Source organism: Streptomyces sp. NRRL F-5630 (assembly GCF_000719475.1).
Taxonomy (GTDB): Bacteria; Actinomycetota; Actinomycetes; order Streptomycetales; family Streptomycetaceae; genus Streptomyces.
Genome location: NZ_JOGO01000001.1, coordinates 88,046 through 107,470 on the forward strand (window position 1 = coordinate 88,046; position 19,425 = coordinate 107,470).

A 19,425-nucleotide genomic window follows, 5' to 3' on the forward strand; every position below is an offset into this window, starting at 1 on the left:
TGACGTATGCGGCAGCGGGTACTGATCGCCGGCACCTCGCCCCTCCTCGCCGGCCGGCTCGCCGCCCGCTGTCTCGCGGGCACCCCCGGCGCCGAGGTGGTGCTGGTGTCGGCCGCCCTCTCCCGCCCCGGGCAGGCGGCGCCGGACCGGCGGGAGCTGGCCCGGTTCGTGGCGGGGTGCGCGGGCGAGGGCGAGAGCGCGGAAGCCTTCGGCGCGGAGAGGCTCTCCGTGGTGTGCGCCGAGCCGCACGCCGTCGCCGCGGAGCTGAAGGCGTGGGCGGCGGAACAGGTGTGGTGCGTGGTCCCGGGTTGGGACCGCTCGCCGGCCCGGGGGGCACGCGCGGACGCGGTGCTGACCGGCGCGCTGCTCGGCGCGCTGCCGGATCTCGGGGCCCGGGGCTATGTGCACGTGGGCCCGGACACGGCAGCGGACGAGGACCGGGCGCACCGAGCCCTGGAGCGGCTGGTCGTGGAGGCGGCCCTCAATGCCGGGGTGTCCTGGCGGGTGCTGCGCACGCCGCCGGTGGTGGACGCCCGGGCCCCGGCGCTCGGGGAGTGCCCGCCGGGCGCGCACCGGCTGCTGCGGGCGCTGCACTCGGTGCGTGCCGAGATCGAGGACCGGGCGCCCGGCTGGTTCGAGCGCCACCCGCTGCGCGTGGCGGGTTGGGCCGGGCTCGGCCTGAGCCTGCTGGACGCCGAGCGGGCGGTAGCGGAACTCTGGCGGGCGGGAGCGCCCGGTGAACTCCCGGACGGTTTCGCGACGGTGCCCCGTCCCGCCCCCGTCCCGCTGGCCGATGTCCTCGCCCGGGGCGGCGCGGTGCACGGCATCGACGTGCGCCCCGTTCCCGAGGGCGAGTCCCTCGGGGCCGAGGACCGCCTGCTGGACCTGCGCCTGGCCGAGGTGCGGCGTCACGCGGTGCCGCTCGGGAACCGGACCGGGCCGGAAGAGCGCGAGGGCGCCCTCCCACGGGCCCCGGGGACCGGAGCCTCGGCGGCGCCCCCGCTCTCCCCCGCCGCCCAGTGGGACCTGTTCGGCGCGGTCCGGGCCTGCCAGTCCTCGCGGCGCGAGGTACGGGAGCCGGAGCTGCGCCGGCGCGTCGTGGACGTGGCCGGCCGGGCCCTCGTGCTGTGGGACGGCGGGAACGGCGAGGGGACGCCCCTGCTGGTGCTGAACGCGCTCGGGCAGGGCCCCGGCTTCCTGAACCGGCTGTGCGCGCACCTGGCGCCGTACCACCGCCTCGCCACCTGGCAGGTGCGCGGGACCGAGCGCGAGGACCCGGACTGGGGAGTCCCCCGGCAGCTCGACGACATCGAGGCGGTGCTGGAGGCGGTCGGCTGGGAACGCGCTCATCTGCTCGGCTGGTGCACCGGCGCCAAGATCGCCACGGCCTTCCAGCAGCGCCGCCCCGAGGCCGTCGCCTCCCTCGTGTTCCTGAACGCCACGTTCCGGCAGGACGGGCACTGGGACGGCATGGACACCAAGTACGAGTCCGACCTCGCGGCGGTGTGCCGCGCGCTGGACCGCAGACCGGAGAAGGCCGCCCGGATGCTGGATCTGCTGGCCCCGGGCGCGGTGGGCGGGAAGGGCGGCAGCCGCGGCGACCGGGACGCGGGGGTGCTCGGCGTGCTGAGCCCGGCGCTCGCCGACGAGGTGCGGCGGCCTTTCCGGGACGCCGAGGTGCTGGTGCGGTACGCGCGCCAGCTCGTGGACCTCTGGCGGCTGGACTCGGCGGCGCAGGCGCCGCGCGTGACGGTGCCGACGCTCTTCGTCTCCTCGGAGTTCGACGGCATCTCCTCCCCCGCCCGCGCCCGCGAGGCCGCCCGCCGCTTCCCGCGGGCGCGGTACGCGGAGCTGGCCGTGGCCGGTCACTACGCGCCGCACGACCGCCCCGCGCTGGTCGCGGAGCTGATCACGGAGTTCGTCCGCGCGCCGCACGAGGTCACCGGCCTGGTGCGGGACGCGGAGATCACCTGGCACATCGACGGAGAAGGAGCAGCGCGGTGACCGAGGCGAAGGCCTTCGACCGGGTCGCGGACGACTACGACCGGATGCGGGGCGGAATGGAACGCGGCAGGCAGTCCGCGGCGCAACTGGCGGGGGACCTGACGGCGGGCCCGGTGCTGGAGGTGGGCGTCGGCACGGGCATCGTCGCGGCGGGGCTCGCCGAGCTGGGCCACGAGGTGCACGGGGTCGACGTGTCGCGCCCGATGCTGGCGCGGGCCGCCCAGCGGCTGGCGGGCCGGGTCTGCGCCGGGGACGCGCGGGCCCTGCCGTTCGCCGACGGGAGCTTCGCCAACCTGGTGTTCACGCACGTCCTGCATCTGGTCGGGGACATGCCGCTGGCTCTGCGCGAGGCGGCGCGGGTGCTGCGCCCGGGGGGCCGGCTGCTCGCGGTGCACGGGGACCCCGGAGCCGACCCGGACGAGCTGGTCGCCGTACTGGACCGGCTCGCCGTGCTGCAGCCGCCGCGCCCCGACACCCCGGAGGGCCTGGACACGGCGGCGCGGGAGGCGGGACTGGAGCGGCTGCGGCACGAGTTCGCGCCGGACTACGAGCGGGCCACGACCCCCCGGCAGCTTCTGGAGAGCCTGGAGCGCCGCCTGCCGCCCTACCTGTGGGACGTCGGCGACGAGGTCTGGGCGCGCGTGGTCGAGCCGGCGCTGGCCGCCCTGCGCGAACTGCCCGACCCCGACCGCCCCCGGGTCCAGCGGTGGCGCGTGCACCGGAGCGTCTACGTGAAGGTCTGAGCCGCCGGGCTTCCCGCCGGGACGGGGCGGGGGGCGGGTCCTCGCCCCGGCCCCCGCCCCACGCCCCGTCCCGGCGGCGCTCAGCGCGGAATGAGTTCGAACGCGATGGCCGGACGTCCGCCGAAGCGTGCCCCCGTCGCCTGGGCCAGGCCCAGCAGCGGGCCGCGCACATCGGTGACGGGGGGCCGCATGGCCGCGAGATAGCTGGTGTGGGCCTCCAGCGAGGCCACCGCGAGGTCGACGCAGTCGCTGATGTCCACGGCGTGGGTCGGCCGGGGCGAGTTGGACATCGCCACGTACCGGACGCCCTGCCAGGGGTCACCGTCCTCGGGGAAGACCCAGCGGTTGGCGGCGTCGCCGACCGCGTCGAGGAGGGCCCGGCCGGTGTTGCGGTGGTCCGGTGAGTTCCAGCGTCCCGTCGAGGTCTGGTCGTGGTGGCAGAAGCCGAGGACCAGCTCGGGGCGGTGGCGGCGGATCGCGGCGGCCAACTCGCGGCGCAGCCCGGTGGAGTACTCGATACGGCCGTCGGGGTGGTCGAGGAACTCCACCCCGGCCGCTCCCACGACGGCCGCACTGGCCCGCTGCTCCGCCTCGCGGACCTCGGCGGCCTTCTCCGGCGCCATCGAGTCGATGCCCGCCTCGCCCCGGCTGGCCACCAGGTAGGCGACCGACTTCCCGGCCGTGGTCCAGCGTGCCACCGCGCCCGCGGCACCGAATTCCATGTCGTCGGGATGCGCCACCACGGCGAGGGCGCGGGACCAGTCCTCGGGCATTTCCTGGAATTCATCACTCATGGCCCGAAGATAACAGCGGACTTTCTTGCCCCGGTACCCCGGAAACCCTTTTTCCTTTTTCGCTCAAGAGTGAGCAGAGCCCCCGGCGCCGACGCCGGATGATCCGGCTGATCCCGTCAGCAATCCGGCCACCGGTTCGCCGGGTACCGCGCACGAGAGGACAGCACATGCAGAGGCAGTCGACCAGCACCATGACGTGGGACCCCTGGCAGCCGGTGCCCTACGAGCAGACGGAGGGCGCCCCGCTGCTCCTGCGCGGGGAGGTGTCCAACCACTACCGGGGGCAGATCGAGGGGGAGGGGGTCCAGCAGGTCCTCATCGCCCTGTCGCCGGGCGGGGCGAGCGTGTTCACGGCGCTGGAACGGGTGACGGGCCGGATCGGCGACCGCAGCGGCAGCTTCGTCCTCCAGCTCACCGGTACCACCGGCGGCGGCACGGCCAAGGCCACCCTGGAGGTGCTGGAGGGCTCCGGCACCGACGGGCTGACCGGCTTGCGCGGAACCGGGGCGTACTTCTGCGACAATCCGGGCCCCGACGGCAACGCGACGGTCACGCTGGACCACTCCTTCGAGTAGTCCCCGGCGATCCGCGTGTGCCCGGGCCGCTCAGCGCCTAGGCTCGCAAACGCCGCGCACACACGCGGGAGTTGCGCACCGAGACGACCCCCGGGACGGCCGACGTCCCGAGGAAGGAAACTCATGTCCCCCATTGGGCAACTGGCAGCGATCACCCTCGACGCACCGGACCCGAAGGCCCTGGCCGAGTTCTACAGCGCTGTCACCGGCTGGCAGTCGCTCTACGCGAGCGAGGACTTCGCCTACATCGGCACGCCGGACGGATCGAGCCGTATCGGTTTCCAGCGGGTCGGCCACCTGAAGCAGCCCTCCTGGCCCGGTGACGACAAGCAGATGCACCTCGACTTCAGCGTCAGCGACGTGGACGAGGCGGTGGAACGGCTCACCGCCATCGGGGCGACCAAGCCGGAGCACCAGCCGGGCGCCGGGAAGTGGGTCGTCCTGCTCGACCCGGCCGGTCACCCGTTCTGCGTGACCAAGATGCCCTGACACCGGCCCCGCCGGACACGACGCGAGGAGGCCGCGGCACCCACCCGGGTGCCGCGGCCTCCTCGCGTGTCTCAGTCCCCCCAGTACTGCGGCGTGAGGCAGCTGTCGTGCCCGCTGCCCTCCAGCATCAGGCTGTCCCAGCGACCGCCCCCCTGGTCCTTGGACACCCAGTCCCGCATGTACGTGGCACGCGGCGCCGTGGGGTCCGTGCGCGCGTCGATGCCCATCAGCTTGTACATCGTGCCGAGCGAGCGCATGTGGATGAGGAAGTGCATCCGCTCCATCGTCCCGAAGAGTTCCTCGAAGACCAGCGCGGTGGCGTCCCCGCCCGCGTTGAGATTGGTGTTCTCCGCGACGGTACGGGCGAACAGGCGTGCCTCGGCGCGGTACTTGTAGCTGAAGTCGACCACCCGGTGCATGATCGCACCAGCGGTGGCCGTGTTGAGGAGCTGGTCGGCGGGGACGGACGTCTGGTCCTGGGCGGGCCGCACCTCGAACCAGGGCTCGTCCCGGTCGGCGGCGAGCGGGCTCATCGAGGGATCCTCGGCCATCGTCTGGGTGGCGGTGCCGAACATCCCCCAGCGGTGCGGGAGCATCATGGTCTCCCGCACACTGCCGGGCACGAACGCCGCCTGCCACGCGTCGGCCTGGTGGTGGGAGACGTACCCGCCGAGCACCCCGTCCCGGAAGTCGGGCGCGCCGCCCATGTGCAGCAGCCGCTCGTAGTCCTCCAGGGACCGGAAGTGGATCAGCCAGTGCAGGCGGTCCTTGACACCGAAGGTCTCCTCGTAGACGAACACGGTCGCGAGGCCGGGGTGCTTGGTGTTGACGAACTCCGCCGCCTCGCGCGCCAGCCGGCGCGCGCTGTCGCCCTGTCCGGCGGCGATCTGCGCGAAACGCTCCACGACGACGCCGGCGTTCGCCGAGTGCAGGATCCGGTCAGCGCTCTGCGTGGTCTGGTGCCGGGCGAGCGGAACACCGGGCGTGCCGCTGTTCGCGGTCATATGGCTCTCCTCGGGGGTGCTGGGGTGGAAAGGTGGGCGGGAACGGAGCGGGGTGAGGGGGCAAGCAGGGCTGGGTGAGGGGGTGTCAGGGGCGGGTGTAGGCGGCAAGGCGCTCGGCGAGGATTCGCGCCGCGCCGGTCATGAGCAGCTCGGCGATGCGTTCGACGTGCCGCTCCCGCCAGGGCTCCAGCGCGGTGCCCGCCACGCAGCGGTTGAAGGCACCCGCCGCGGGCCCGCAGTGCACCTGGTAGTTGGCCCGTTCCGCGGGGTCGCCTTCCTGGGCGGCGCGGTTGGTGCGGGCGAAGTACGACCTGAACAGCAGCGCCATACGGTGCCGGGGCTCGCGCTCGGCCCGCTCGATCTCGTGGACACGGCCGGTGTCGCGGTAGTGGGCGCAGGTCCGGCTCCATGCCTCCGCGAGCGGGGCGCGAAGGCAGTCGTGTTCCAGCCACGCCAGGGTGGCCTCGTCCAGGTCGTCGAGACCGGTGTGCCGCCGGTAGAGCTGGTACAGCTTGTTGGCGCGGGCCGCGAACAGCGTACCCTTGCGGACCACTTGGACGCGCGAGCCGAGTTCGAAGAGGTCTCCGGCGGGCGCGTACGCGGTGTCCTGCACGTCCAGGGCGGCGAGCAGGTCCTTCACCGCGTCCGAGGTGCCCGCCTGCGGTGAGCACTGGTTGACGGAGCCGGTGACGACGAAGTCGGCGCCGAGCACGAAGGCCGCCGCGACCGCCTCGGGGGTTCCGAGCCCCCCGCAGGCCCCGACCCGCAGACGACGGGCGTAGCCGTGCCGTGCCGTCATCTCCTCGGCGAGCGCGGCCGTCGTCGGCACCAGCGCCAGGCTCACACCGCCGTCGGTGTGACCGGCCGAGTCACCCTCGACACAGACGTCCTGCGCCACCGGCAGCCCGCGTGCCGCCTCGGCCTCCGCGGGGGTCAGCGAGCCCTCGGCGAGCAGCCGCCGCAGCAGCCCCTCGGCGGGCGGAGCCATGAAGTGGGCGGCCACCTCGGGACGCGAGCACTTGGCGATCAGCGTGCGCACGGCGACGGGGGTGCCGTCCGCGGCCCGGTGGGCACCGGTGAAGCGAAAGCGGACGAGCGCCGGGGTCACGGCGGTGAAGGCCGCGGCCTCCACGTGCCGTACGTCGTGCCGCAGCAGCAGTGCGGTCAGGGCGTCCTCGGCCCCGGGACGCGTGAGGTCGTGCAGCAGGTTGACGCCGTAGCGGCCGTCGAGACCGGGGGTGCGGGCGAGGGTGGTGAGCGCCTGTTCGACGGTCCCGAGATCCAGCCCGCCCGCGCCGAAGTAGCCGCGCAGGCCCGCCCGTCCGAGCCGGGCGACGAGTTCCACCGAGGACACGCCCCGGAACATGCTGCCCGCCAGGTAGGCGTAGCGCACGTCATGGTCCTCCCGGAACTCCGCGCTGCCGAGCCGGGCGGCGGCCGGGTCCCCTACGACTTCCGGTTCGGGCGCGGCAGGGGTCTCCCGCACCACCCGCAGCGGCACGCTCGCCGAGCCGGGCCGCGACCGCGGCTCCCGCCGCGCCCGCGCCACGGCGTCCGGCTCCCGCTTCCGCTCCGGCTCCGCGTCCGGCTCGGCCAGGACCGACTTCCACATCGGCAGCAGCATGGGGCGCGGACCGAACTCACGGACCTCGTCCACCCCGCGCCGGACCAGCTCGCGCAGGGTCTCGTGCCAGCGCACCGGGGACGCGATCTGCCGGGCGAGCAGATCCGCGACGCCGTCCGCCGGATAGGGGCGGCCGGTCACGTTCGCGAGCACCGGGATGCGAGGTGGCCGGAACGCGATGGTGGCCAGGAACGCGGCGAAGCGTTCCTGGGCCGGCCGCATGTGCCGGGAGTGGAAGGCGCCGCTGGCCGCCAGCGGGACGCAGCGGGCGCCCGGCGTCGCCCGCACGGCGGCGCGGACCGCCTTCATGGACCCGGCCGGCCCCGACACCACCACCTGCGTGGCGGTGTTGAGGTTGGCCAGGTCCACGTCGGTGGCCCCGCTGCGGTCGAGCAGGGCGCGGACGGCCTCCGGCGCGAGGCCGACGACAGCCAGCATGGCGCCGCCGTCCGCCTCGCCCATCAGCTCCCCGCGCCGCCGCACGATCCGCAGGCCGGTCTCGAAGCCGAAGCAGCCCGCGGCGAGCAGCGCGTTGTACTCGCCGAGGCTGTGTCCCGCCAGGACGTCGGGGGCCCGGCCCTCCGCCGTCGCCTGCGCGCAGGCGAGCGCGTTGACCACGTACAGCGCCGGCTGGGTCCACCGGGTGCGGTGCAGCCGGCCGTCGGGGTCCTCCAGGCACAGCGCGCGCACGGACTCGCCGAGGACACGGTCGGCGACCGCCTCGTACTCGGGGAAGCGGTCGAAGAGCGCCTCCCCCATCCCGGCGCGCTGGGACCCCTGGCCGGCGAAGAGCCAGGCCTTCACGCGCCCGGGCGGAGCTGGTACGGCAGCAGTACGGTGTCCTCGATGGTGCCGGGCACGTAGGACCTGCCCCAGGTGCCGCCGCCCTTGTTCCCGGCGATGAACTGGCGCGTGCCCAGTGCCAGGAAGTCGGCGTCCTCACGCTCCAGTTCGAGGAGTTCCTGGTAGGCGTCGAAGTCCTTGAAGTGGACGAGCCAGTGCAGCCGGTCCATCACGCCGAAGGTCTCCTCGTAGAGGTAGGAGGTGGCGCGGCCGGCCAGCTTGCGGTTGACCTCGTTCTGCCAGGCGAACGCGTACAGCCGGGCCTCCTTGCGGAACTCGTGCGAGGCTTGGCCCGTGCGGTGCACGGTGAGCGGCGCGTTCGCGGAGTGCAGCAGTTCGCCGTCGGACTGGCTGGTCTGCAACTTGGCCGGGTCCACCCAGAGTTCGCCGCTGTCGTGGTCGTCCTCCTCGTGCACGAGTCCGTGCTGCGGGACGAGGATGCGTTCGCGTACGGAGCCCTCGACCACGGCGCGGCCCCACACGCCGGCGCTGGCGTCCTCGGGGACGCGGTCGCTCTCCAGCATGTCGATCATCTTCTCGTCGTGATCGACCATGTGCAGGCTGATGGCGTAGTCGTTCGGCGTCTTCCAGTGGATCAGCCAGTGGACCCGGTCCTGCTTGCCGAAGGCCTCCTCGTAGAAGTAGAAGGAGGCGCCGTTGAGGTCGGACTGGTTCATGTAGGCGATCACGTCCGCGAAGAGCTTGCGGCCCTCGGCGCGGTGCTCGTACTTCAGCTGGGCGCTCCGGGCGATGGTGAAACCCGAGTTGCCGGAGTGCAGCAGCTTGTCGGCGGGCACGGGGCTCTGGGCCGACGCGGGCCTGGGACCGGCCGCGCTCCGAGCTGTCCGCTGATCCATGGGATGGCCGTCCTTCCGGTGCGCAGAGTGCGTGGCTCGTGCCGGGCCGGGAGCCCGGCACGAGCCACGCTAAGGGGGGTGCCACCGGGGAGGCTGCACAACTTTGAGCAGGCGGGGACGGTCCCGTGGGGCCCGGTCAGCCGGCCGGGGACGCCTCCGCCCGCTTCTCGGCGGCCGGGTCGCTCGCGCGGGGCATCTCCTTGAGGAAGAGGGACACCACGAGGGCGATGCCGACGAGCAGGACGCAGACGAGGAACATGTCGCCCATGGCGTGCGCGTAGCCGTCCAGGGCCTTGCCGCGCGCCGGTTCGGGCAGCCGGTGCAGGGCGGAGACGCCCTGGTCGGCGGCGCGTGCCGCGTCCTGGCCGAGGTCGGCCAGCCGGTCGGCGACCCGGCTCGTGAGGACGGTGCCGAGGACGGCGACCCCGACCGCGGACCCCATGCGCTGGAAGAAGTTCGCCGCGCTGGTGGCGGCGCCGATGTCCTGCGGCGGCACGGAGTTCTGCACGGCCGTGATCACGGGCTGCATCACCAGTCCGACGCCCGCGCCGAACAGGAAGGCGTACATCCCGATCTGCCAGTAGGGAGTGCCGGCGTCGAGCCGCGACAGGAGCAGCATGGTGACGACCAGCAGCGCCGAACCGGAGACCGGGAACACCTTGTACCGGCCGTTCTTGCTGATCAACTGGCCGGAGGCGATGGAGGTGAGGGACAGGCCGACCATCGCGGGCAGCATCGCGAGCCCGGAGCGGGTGGAGGACATGCCCATGACAGTCTGGAAGTACAGCGGCAGGAAGACGATGCCCGCGAACATGGCGGCACCGGCGAGCAGCCCGAACAGGGCGCCGATACCGAAGACCGGGTTGCGGAACAGGTGCAGCGGGATGATGGGTTCGGCCGCCCGGTTCTCCGCCCACACGAAGAGGGCGGCGAGCACGACGGCGCCCAGGGCCAGCGCCAGCGAGCCGGGAGCGGCCCAGCCGTAGGCGTCACCGGCCCAGTTGAGGTACAGCAGGGCGCACACGACCGCGCCGGCGACGAGCGCGGCGCCGGTGAAGTCCACGACGTGCCGTCGCTGGGGGCTGCGGACGCGCAGACCCACGGCGGTCGCGACCAGGGCCAGTACGCCGACCGGCACGTTGATCAGGAAGATCCAGCGCCAGCCCGGGCCGTCGGTGAACCAGCCGCCGACGAGCGGGCCGACGACGCTCGCCAGGCCGAACACGGCCCCGAACATGCCCTGGTAGCGGCCCCGTCGCTCCGGCGGTACCACGTCGGCGATGACCGCGAGGGCGAGCACGAAGAGCCCGCCCGCGCCGAGGCCCTGGACCCCGCGGAAGACGATGAGCTGCCAGATGCTCTGTGCGACGCCGCACAGCACGGAGCCGACGACGAAGACGCCGATGGCGCACTGCACCACCGTCCGGCGCCCGTAGAGGTCGGACACCTTGCCCCACAGCGGGGTGACCGCCATGGAGGTGACGAGGTAGACGGTGACCACCCAGGGCAGGCGTTCGAGACCGCCCAGCTCGCTGACGATGCTGGGCAGGGCGACGCTGACGACGGTCTGGTCCAGAGCCGAGAGCAGCATTCCCGCCATCACGCCGGCGATGGCGAGCGCGGCCTGACGGGAAGTGAGCAGGACCGGCGCCGCGTCCGCTGGCCCGGGGGCCGCCTCTGCGGAGTTGTCCATGACGGTGCTTCCTTTCGTGGGGGTCGGGGGGGGCGGCGGTCATGGTGCCACGGGCCCCCGTGCCGTCGGGCCGGATGCGGGAAATACGTCCGTCAGCGAGGCGTGACGAACCGCAGATCGAGGATGGCGGCCCGCGAGGGCGACGGGAGGGAGTCAGGCGGCGACGCGGGGACCGCGCGCGGTACGGCGGCCGGTCGGGGGGCGGCGGCGCCCGTGCCGGCCGGCCGCTCCAGCCACAGCCTTCGCGGAGTGCGCACGGGCGCGGGCAGGGGCGCGCGCACCGGGACGCCCGCCGGTCGCCCGGCCGGGTCGAGGGCGGAGGCGATGAGGTGGGCGTTGGTGCCGCCGAGCCCGAAGGAGCTGATTCCGGCCACCCGGCGGCCGGGCGGCTCCGTCCACGGCTCGGCCGTCGTCACGGGCCGGAACGGTGAATGAGCGAAGTCGAAGCGTGGGTTGGGCGTCTCGCAGCCGAGGGTGGGCGGCACCACGGCGTGCTCCAGGCTGAGGGCGACCTTGATCAGGCCCGCGACTCCGGCGGCGCACAGCAGGTGGCCGACATTGGCCTTCAGGCTGCCGATGGCGCAGCGGCCGTAGGGCTCCTCGGCACCCGCGAAGGCGTCGGTGAGCGCCTTGAGTTCCATCGGGTCGCCGATCTTGGTGGCCGTGCCGTGCGCCTCCACCAGGCCGATCTCCCCGGCCCGGCGTCCGGCGGCGGCCAGGGCCTTGCGGACGACGGCGGTCTGGGCGGCCGGATTCGGGGTGGTCGCGCCCATGGTGTGGCCGTCGTTGTTGACGGCGACGGCCTCGATCACGGCGTGCACGCGGTCACCGTCGCGCAGGGCGGCGGCCAGCGGCTTCAGCAGGACGGCCCCGCAGCCCTCCCCCGGCACGATGCCGTCCGCCCTCTCGTCGAACGGACGGCAGCGGCCGGTGGGCGACAGGACCCGGGCAGCGCCGAACTCCAGGTAGGGACGTTCGTCCAGCAGGATCTCCACCCCGCCCGCCAGAGCGAGTTCCGCCTCTCCGGCCAGCACGCTGCGGCACGCCAGTTGCACGGACACCAGGGAGGACGAACAGGCGCTGTCCACCACGAGGTTGGGGCCCCGGAAGTCGAAGCGGTGGGCCACCTGGGCGGCCAGGAAGTTCTGGTCGGACTGGAGCACGTCGGGGCGCAGCGGCGCGCGCAGCGGGTAGGAGGAGATCCGCCCGCCGACGAAGACGCCCACGTCCCGGCCGCGCAGTTCCTCGCCTCGGTAGCCCGCGTCGGCCAGGCAGTCCCCGGTGGCCTCCAGGAAGAGCCTGATCCCGGGGTCCAGCACCGTGGCCTCGTCGTCGGTGAGCTGGAAGGGCTCGGGGTCGAAGTGGTCGATGCGCTCCAGGAATCCGCCCCACTTGCCGTTGGTACGGCCCAGTTCGTGCGCGGGGCGGTAGTGGGTGGCGGTGTCCCAGCGTTCGGCCGGCACCTCGGTGACGGCGCAGCGGCCTTCGAGGAGGTTGTTCCAGAAGGTGGCGACGTCGGGGGCGCCGGGGAAGCGTCCGGCCATGCCGATGACGGCGACCTTGCCCTCGGTACGGGGATCGGCGGGGCGCGGGCCCTCCACCGGGGCGGTGGAAGGCACGGCGGCGGGGGTGGGGGGCGCCGCCGGGGCCGGGGCGGTCGCGGGGGCCGGAGCGGTCGCCGGGGCGGGGGGCCGGGGCACCTCGGGTGCCGCCGGGGCGGGCTGCGGGGCGAGGCCGAGGGAGGTCAGGTGGTCGTGGAGTTGCCGCACCGAGGGGTGCTCCAGCAGCAGCGAGGGCGGCAGGTGCTCGCCCACCGCTTCCTCGATGCGCTCAAGGAGTTCGCCCAGCATGACGGACTCCACGCCGAGGTCGGTGAAGTCGGCCGTGGTGTCGAGGTCCGTCTCCGGAGTACCGAGCACCGCGCACACCAGCCGGACCAGCCAGCCGGGATCGCCCCCCTCGGCGGGCCCGGGCACCGGTACCGGCACGGGCGCAGGCACCGGCTCCGTCACCGGCGCAGGCACCGGCCGCGTCACCGGCGCCTGCTCAGGTTCGGGCGGCGTGGCGGCCTTCGCCCCCGCCCGGGTGTCCAGCAGGGACTCCGCGTCGAAGGAGGCGTCCAAGGGGAGTGCGGGCAGCACCGTGCCGCCCCAGGGCATGGCGATCACCTGCTCCAGGACGCGCAGCCCCGTCGCGTCGTCCACGGTGTCCAGACCGACCGGGGCGCAGACGTTCTCCTTCCCGCGTGCCGAGCCGCTCTCGGTCCACATCGGCCAGGCGATGGAACGGAAGTGGGCGCCGCCGGTGCGGACCCGGTGGCCGAGGAGCAGGTCGCTCGCCGCGTTGGCCGCCGCGTAGTCGGTGACGCCCGTGGCGAGGCGCGGGACGAGGGCGCAGGCCGAGGAGAACGCCACGAAGAAGTCGGGGCGGTCGCCCTCGCACAGGGAGGCGAGCGTCTCCAGCCCGTCCGCCTTGGGCGCGAAGGTGGCCCGGACGGTGGCGGTGTCCTTGGCGACGAAGGCGGGCCGCCCGCCGCCGAGACCACCGGCGCAGTGCACCACACCGCCGAGGGGCCCGAGTTCGGAGCGCACCCGCTCCAGGAAGGCCCCGAGGGCGGCCCTGTCGGTGAGCGGCCCGGTGTGGACCAGGACGCGGGCCCCGAGCCGTTCGAGCCGGCGCACCCCGGCGACGGCCTCCGCCTCGTCGGCGCCGAGCGCGCCGGGGACGTCCCACCGCTCGCGCGGTGGCAGCGCCCGGCCGCCGAGCACCGCGAGCGCGCGCGCCCCGCGCTCGACGAGGTGTGCGGCGATCCGGGCGCCGATGCCCCGGGTGCCGCCGGTGACGACATAGGCGCGTGCGGGGTCCGCGACGAGCGGGGTGTGCCGGGCGAGGGTGGGCCGCAGGACGGGTTCGTAGCGCAGTCCGTGCCGGTGGCAGATCTCGGCGCGCGCGCCCGGCCGTCGCCACTCGCCCCACAGCGACGCGGCCAGCCGCTCCGGGGCGGCGCTCGGCAGGTCGGTGTCGAGGACGGTGGTGTCCAACCGCTGGTACTCGGCGCCGAGGCACCGCAGGAAGCCCGCCATCCGGGCGCCGGCCGGGCTGGGGGCGGGTCCGTCGAGGTCCTGGAGGCCGCGTACGGCCTGGAGGCCGCGCAGCCGGGCGCCGGGCCGGGCGCCGATGAGCCTGCGGACCAGGTGCAGGCGGGCGGTCCAGGGCCCGGGGTCGGCGGGATCGGGGCGGTCGAGGTCGGCGAGGTCGATCCAGCCGGCGATCACGCGGTGGCGTGCGAGAAGGTCGTCCGCGACGGCGTCGGCCTGGTCCTCGTCACCGAACTCCCCTGCCGCGCCCGGGGAATGCCCGTCGTGGACGAGGACAGGGACGAGAGTGCCGGGCGGCGCGGTGCGGGCGAGCGCGTCGGCGACGGCCCGGGTCGCCGTGCCGTGCAAACAGAAGACCAAGCCCTCGGCGGGTCCGCTTCCGTCGGTCGCCTCACCGGTGGGCAGCCATTCCCGGCGCAGCAGCGTGACGTCCTCGGCGCCCCGCCGGGCGGGCGGTGCGGCCGGGCCGGGCTCGGGGGCCGGTGCGGCGTCGGCCGGTTCGGCGGCCGGTGCGGGGGCGGTGGGCTCGGCGGCCGGTGCGGGGGCGGTGGGTTCCCGGGCCTCGTCCTCTTCGCGAATCCAGCACCGCATCCGGGCGAAGGGATACGTGGGCAGCGTGGTGACGCGTGGGGCGGCGCCGGGGTACAGCCGCGTCCAGTCCACGGGCCCGCCGGTGACCCAGTGCCCGGCGAGCGCGCGGAGGTCGGGGGCGGGGCCGTCCGGCAGCAGGCGCCCCTGGGGCCGACCGCCGTGAGGGGCCCGGCCGCGTATGGCGCCCCAAGCGTCCCGGCCGGAGGCGAACTCGGCGAGGAGGGCGGCGGCTTCCGCCGCGTCGGTGGCGACGAAGGCGAGGCGTTCGCGCAGTGGTTCGCGACCGGTCTGGAGCGTCCAGGCGATGTCGGCGAGCGGAGCGCGGTCCGGGCGGCGCAGCCAGGCGGAGAGACGGGAGGCGCTCTCCCGCAGACGCTGCTCGTCGTGGGCGGAGAGCACGAGCAGCCGGGGCGTTCCGGCGGCGTCCGTCTCCTCGGGCGCGGGGTCGGGGGCGCGGAACTCCTCCAGCACCACGTGGGCGATGGTGCCGCCGGCGCCGAAGGAGCTGATGCCCGCGCGGCGCGGGCGCGGGGTGCCGTCCGGGCCGGTCGGCCGCGGCCAGGGAGCGGCCGTGCGCTGGGCACGGAAGGGGACGGAGTCCCAGTCGATGTTCGGGTTGAGCTGGTCCACGTGCAGGGTCGGGGCCAGGGTGCCGTGTTCGAGCTGGAGCAGGCACTTGGTGAGCGCGGCGATACCGGCGGCGGCCTCGGCGTGCCCGATGGTGGACTTCACCGAACCGATGGGCAGCGAGCCCACCGGTCGGTCGTCGCCGCCGAAGACACGGCTGAGCCCGTCGATCTCGACGGGGTCGCCGAGCGCGGTACCGGCGCCGTGCGCCTCCACATAGTCGATGTCGGCGGCCCGCAGTCCCGCGTCGGCGAGTGCCTGCCTGACCACCTCGCTCTGTGCCACCGGGGAGGGCACGATGTAGCCGTTGGTGCGCCCCGCGTGCACCATGGCCGTGCCCCGGACCACCGCGCGCACCCGGTCGCCGTCGGCCAGGGCCCGCGCCAGCGGCTTCAGCACCAGCACGCCCACCGCTTCGGCCGGAACGAAGCCGTCGCCGCCCTCGCCGAAGCTGCGGCAGCGCCGGGAGCTGGACGTCAGGGACATGAGCCGCTGCTGGATGAACTTGTTCGGGTGCAGGGAGAGGTTGACGGCACCGGCGAGCGCGATCTCGCAGTCCCCGGCGCGCAGGGCGCGCACCGCCAGGTGCAGGGCGGCCAGCGACGAGGAGCACATGGTGTCCACGGCGAGGCTGGGGCCGTGCAGGTCGAGGGCGTACGAGACCCGGTTGGCGTTGTTGCCGAGCGCGCCGCCGCTGTAGGCGGGGCGTCCGCGCAGGGTCTGCTCCACGCCGAAGAAGGCGTAGTCGGCGTACATGGCGCCCGCGTAGACGCCGACGCGGGACCGGTGCCGTTCACGCAACCGCTGCCGGGGATGGGCCGCGTTCTCCAGGGCGGCCCAGGCCGTCTCCAGGAAGAGGCGTTCGTGGGGGTCCATGAGGGCGGCGTCCCGGGGGGTGATGCCGAACAGGAGCGGGTCGAAGCGATCGACGCCGTCGAGGAAGCCTCCGATCATGTCGCCCTGGGGCCAGCCGGGCCGGTGCCGCTCCGCGGGCAGCGCGGTCACGCAGTCGGTGCCGGATTCGAGGTTGGCCCAGAACGCCTCCAGGTCCGGGGCCTGCGGGTAGCGGCCGGCGACACCGATGACGGCTATCGCCCCGTCGTTCTCCCCGACGGGAGCGGAGGCGGAGGCCGGTGCGGCGGCGGAGGGTGTGGGGGCCGGTGCGGGCGGTACGGGTACGGCGGCCAGGGCGGCGGACCGTGCGGGGGCCGGTGTGCGGCGCGGGGCGGCTCCGTGGCCGCGTACCGCGTCTTCGGCGACGTGGGCCATGTCGCCGTGCTCGAAGAACAGGGTCCGGCTGCCGACTCCCCAGTCCTCGGCGAGCAGCCGGTTGAGTTCGCCGATCTGGAGCGAGGTGAGTCCGTACTCCACGAAGGGTGTGTGGGCGTCGAGTTCGTCCCGGGGTATCCCGGACACCTCCGCGTAGCGGTCCAGCAGGACGGTCTCCAGTGCCGCCACCTCCCGTGCCACATCCGGCGACGCCTCCGGTGTCGCGTCCGGCGCGGTGTCGGCGGCCGGTGCCGCCACCGGCGGCGGGGGCGCTTCGACGGGGGCGAAGGGGTACACCGGCAGCGCGACGCGGGCGCGCGGGGTGCGCCAGTACGTCTCCCAGGGCAGGTCGGCGCCCTCGGCCCACCACCGGGCGGCCTCGGCGGCGGTGGCGGGCGCGGGTCCGGGCCTCCCGGCACGGGAGGCCCGCCCGGTGTGGACGGCGGGCGCGGGGCTGCCCGTGAGGAAGGCGCCGAGCGCGGCGACGACACCGGTGAGGTCCGGCGCGACGACGGCCAGCCGGTGCGCCATGGGCACCCTGCCGGTCTGGGTGGTCCAGGCGACGTCCTCGATGGCGGGTGCCCGGCCCTCGCGCAGCAGTACCGCGAGCCGGTCGCGCAGTGCGCGGGCGGCACGGGCGAGCCGGTCGGGGTCCCCCGCCGACACGAGGACGACGCACGGCTCGGACGGTCCCGTCCGCGCGCCGGCGGCCGGTGTGGCCGCAGACGGGGCGGACGGGCCGTCGGCGGGCCCGGTGTCGAGGGCGCTGCGCTCCACAGGGTTCATGCCGTCTCACTCCAGGGGTCTCGGCCTCGGCTCGCTCCGGAGCCGTCCGGGCGCGGCACCTGCCCCGGCATCCCGGGGGCGGTACGCCGCTGTCCGTCGCGGACCGTTCCGGCGATTGCTGGGTGTGTCCGCTGATTCATGGGCGCCCGTCAGCGGGTACGGGGGCCCTCGCGGTCAGCAGTTCCGCTGCGTTCGTCAGGAGGTGCGCCGCGAGGGCGCCCGGGGTGCGGGCGGTCCACGCGGCCAGGGCGGTACCGGCCGCCGCCCTGTTGAAGCAGATCGCTTCCGGGTCGCACCGGAGCTGGTGGTCCACAGGCCGCAGCGGTTCGCCCGCCGGGGTGCGGCGCGCGGTCTCCCGTACGTACCAGCGGAAGACGTCGGCCGTGAGCGGGCGGTCGTCGGCCCGGGAGCCCGGTGGCGGCGGGGCGGGCCCGCCCAGGAGGTGTTCCTCGATGTGCCGGCGCCGGGGTGCGGGGATGTCGGCGAAGTAGCGGTGCTCGCACAGCAGCCGGTGCAGCAGGCCGGACCGGGCGGGGAACAGCGTGCCCCGGCGCACGACCCGCCCGGGGACGCCGAGGGCCGCGTGCCGTTCGGTGGGCGCCCAGGTGACGTCGTCCTCACCGGCCCGCGCGAGGGTGTCCTTGAGGGAGGGGGCGAGCCGCGCCTCGGGGGCGCAGGCGGTGAGCGAGGTGGACACGAGGAAGGCGGCGCCGAGCGCGAAGGCGGTGGCGGCCTGCTCGGGGGTGCCGACGACTCCGCACAGGCCCACGTGCACGGGCTCCGTCCCGGGGGCGCGGGCGGCGAGCGCGGCGACGGCGGGGAGCAACTGGTAGGCGTCGGCGCCGTCCTCGTGCCATCCGCCCGGGTCCTGGACGGCGAGGTCGGAGGCGACGGGCAGTTCGCGGGCGGCGTCGGCCTCGTCCTCCGTCAGCGCCCCGGTGCGGACGAGTCCGGCGAGCAGCGAGGGGGCGGGCGGGCGCAGGAAGGCGGCGGCCTGCCCGGGTCCGGTGACGCGGGCGAGGACGTGCCGGACGGCGACGGGGGTACCGGCGGGGCCGCGGTGGGCGCCGGTGAAACGGAAGCGGACGAGTGCCGCGTCAGGTCCGTGCGGGTGGTCGGCCTCGACGTGCCGTACGTCGTGGGCGAGCAGCGCGGTGACCCGCGTGTCCGCCTCCGGTCCGGGGCGCAGTCCGCTCCCCCAGCCGCTCCGGGCCGCCTCACCGAGGGAGGCGGGGTCCGGGGCGCCGGGGGACGGGTCGGTGAAGGCCATGAGCCCGGCCGCGCGGGCGGCCCGGCAGACCTCGTCGCCCGCCGCCCCGTCACCGGTCCCGGACACGACCCAGGCGGAGTCGGTCGCGTACCGCTCCCGGAACCGTGCCGCGCCGAGCCGTTCCCTGGTCACCCGGGGGCGGCGAGGCGCGCTCCGGGCCGTCGTCGCGCGGGTCCCTGGCTCCGGCGGGCCGCTCGCCGGCCGGGGCCCGGTGTCGTGGCCCTCCCGCGCCGCCGGGGGCGCTTCGGGGCGGGTGCCGGGCCGGGCGGGTCCTTCACCGGTGTCCGGGGTCGCGGGCGGGCCCGGGAGTTCGGCGCGGGCGGTCGCCCACAGCTTGGTGAGGACGCTCCCGGGGCCCAGCTCGACCAGCTCCGTGACGCCTTGTGCGACGAGGTGGGCCAGGCTGTCCCACCACCGCACCCCCTGGCACATGTGCTCGCGCAGCCGCAGCGCGATGCGGTCCGCCCGGTGGGGGCGGGCGGTGACATTGGAGAGGACGGGGACGCGCGGCTCGTGGAAGGTGACGGTGTCGAGGACGGCACCGAGTTCGTCGGCGGCCTCGGCCATGTAGCGGGAATGGGCGGCGACGCTGATGTGCAGCAGCACGCACTTGCCCGCGCCCTCCCGGCGGAGCACGGGCGCGAGGGCGCGCACGGAGTCCTCGGGGCCCGAGAGGACGGTCTGCCGGGGCGAGTTGTGGTTGGCCACGTCGATGTCGTCCGCCCCTTCGCGGCGCATCACCTCCCGCAGCCGTTCGACGCCGAGTCCGACGACCGCGAGCATCGCGCCGCCGCTCGCCCGGCCCATGATCTCGGCGCGGGCCACGACGAGACGCAGCCCGGTCTCGAAGTCGAGGGCGCCGGAGGCGTAGAGGGCGGTGTACTCGCCGAGGCTGTGCCCGATCATGCAGTGGGGCTGCGGTTCACGGGCGGCGCGGTCGAGGTAGGTCAGCGCGCCGATGGTGTAGAGGACCGGCTGGAGTACCCGGGTGTCGCGCAACGCGGCCTGATCGGCGCAGAGTTCGCGTACGGACCGGCCCAGTACGGCGTCCGCGCGCGCGAGCGTCGCGGAGTGGCGGTCGAAGAGCCCGGCCCCCATGTCCTTGCGCTGGGAGCCCTGGCCGGGGAAGGCCCAGACGACTGTCATCGGCGGTCTCCC

General features: G+C 75.0%; 11 protein-coding genes. 4 read left to right on the top strand and 7 right to left on the bottom strand.

Going from position 1 to position 19,425, the window contains the following annotated elements; all coding sequences use genetic code 11:
* Nucleotides 1–6: 6 nt before the first annotated feature.
* Nucleotides 7–2,004, top strand: a complete 1,998-nt coding sequence (locus IF99_RS0100255; RefSeq protein WP_030994212.1) for an alpha/beta fold hydrolase — start codon at nt 7–9, stop codon at nt 2,002–2,004.
* On the top strand, nt 2,001–2,747 hold the full coding sequence (locus tag IF99_RS31545; RefSeq protein WP_051703304.1) for a class I SAM-dependent methyltransferase: 747 nt from the start codon (nt 2,001–2,003) through the stop codon (nt 2,745–2,747). Before IF99_RS0100255 ends, IF99_RS31545 begins: the two co-directional genes overlap by 4 nt.
* A gap of 80 nt (nt 2,748–2,827) precedes the next feature.
* On the opposite strand, the gene IF99_RS0100265 is transcribed toward IF99_RS31545, so the two are convergent.
* Nucleotides 2,828–3,541, bottom strand: coding sequence for a PIG-L deacetylase family protein (locus IF99_RS0100265; protein WP_030994214.1), 714 nt, complete (start codon nt 3,539–3,541; stop codon nt 2,828–2,830).
* A 167-nt stretch (nt 3,542–3,708) separates the two neighbouring features.
* Here IF99_RS0100265 and IF99_RS30440 point away from each other — a divergent pair, with 167 nt between their 5' ends.
* Nucleotides 3,709–4,116, top strand: a complete 408-nt coding sequence (locus IF99_RS30440; RefSeq protein WP_051703305.1) for a DUF3224 domain-containing protein — start codon at nt 3,709–3,711, stop codon at nt 4,114–4,116.
* 123 nt (nt 4,117–4,239) lie between these two features.
* Complete coding sequence (locus IF99_RS0100280) at nt 4,240–4,605, top strand: VOC family protein (RefSeq protein WP_030994216.1); 366 nt, start codon at nt 4,240–4,242, stop codon at nt 4,603–4,605.
* A gap of 71 nt (nt 4,606–4,676) precedes the next feature.
* Here IF99_RS0100280 and IF99_RS0100285 read toward each other — a convergent pair whose 3' ends face one another.
* The 6 genes from IF99_RS0100285 to fabD (IF99_RS0100310) all read right to left on the bottom strand — a co-directional run bounded on the left by IF99_RS0100285 (nt 4,677) and on the right by fabD (IF99_RS0100310) (nt 19,413).
* Nucleotides 4,677–5,609, bottom strand: a complete 933-nt coding sequence (locus tag IF99_RS0100285; RefSeq protein WP_030994217.1) for a DUF6039 family protein — start codon at nt 5,607–5,609, stop codon at nt 4,677–4,679.
* A gap of 85 nt (nt 5,610–5,694) precedes the next feature.
* Nucleotides 5,695–8,037, bottom strand: a complete 2,343-nt coding sequence (fabD, locus tag IF99_RS0100290; RefSeq protein WP_030994218.1) for an ACP S-malonyltransferase — start codon at nt 8,035–8,037, stop codon at nt 5,695–5,697.
* Nucleotides 8,034–8,933 (bottom strand): DUF6039 family protein, encoded by a 900-nt coding sequence (locus IF99_RS0100295; protein WP_158716572.1) that lies wholly within the window; start codon nt 8,931–8,933, stop codon nt 8,034–8,036. The genes fabD (IF99_RS0100290) and IF99_RS0100295 overlap by 4 nt, the downstream gene beginning before the upstream one ends.
* Nucleotides 8,934–9,069: 136 nt before the next feature.
* Nucleotides 9,070–10,626 (bottom strand): MDR family MFS transporter, encoded by a 1,557-nt coding sequence (locus tag IF99_RS0100300; RefSeq protein WP_051703307.1) that lies wholly within the window; start codon nt 10,624–10,626, stop codon nt 9,070–9,072.
* Between the two features lie 92 nt (nt 10,627–10,718).
* Entirely contained in the window at nt 10,719–16,997 is a 6,279-nt protein-coding gene (locus tag IF99_RS35380) for a beta-ketoacyl synthase N-terminal-like domain-containing protein (protein ID WP_078654936.1), read from the bottom strand.
* A gap of 136 nt (nt 16,998–17,133) precedes the next feature.
* On the bottom strand, nt 17,134–19,413 hold the full coding sequence (gene fabD / locus IF99_RS0100310; protein WP_037826201.1) for an ACP S-malonyltransferase: 2,280 nt from the start codon (nt 19,411–19,413) through the stop codon (nt 17,134–17,136).
* Between the last annotated feature and the right edge of the window lie 12 nt (nt 19,414–19,425).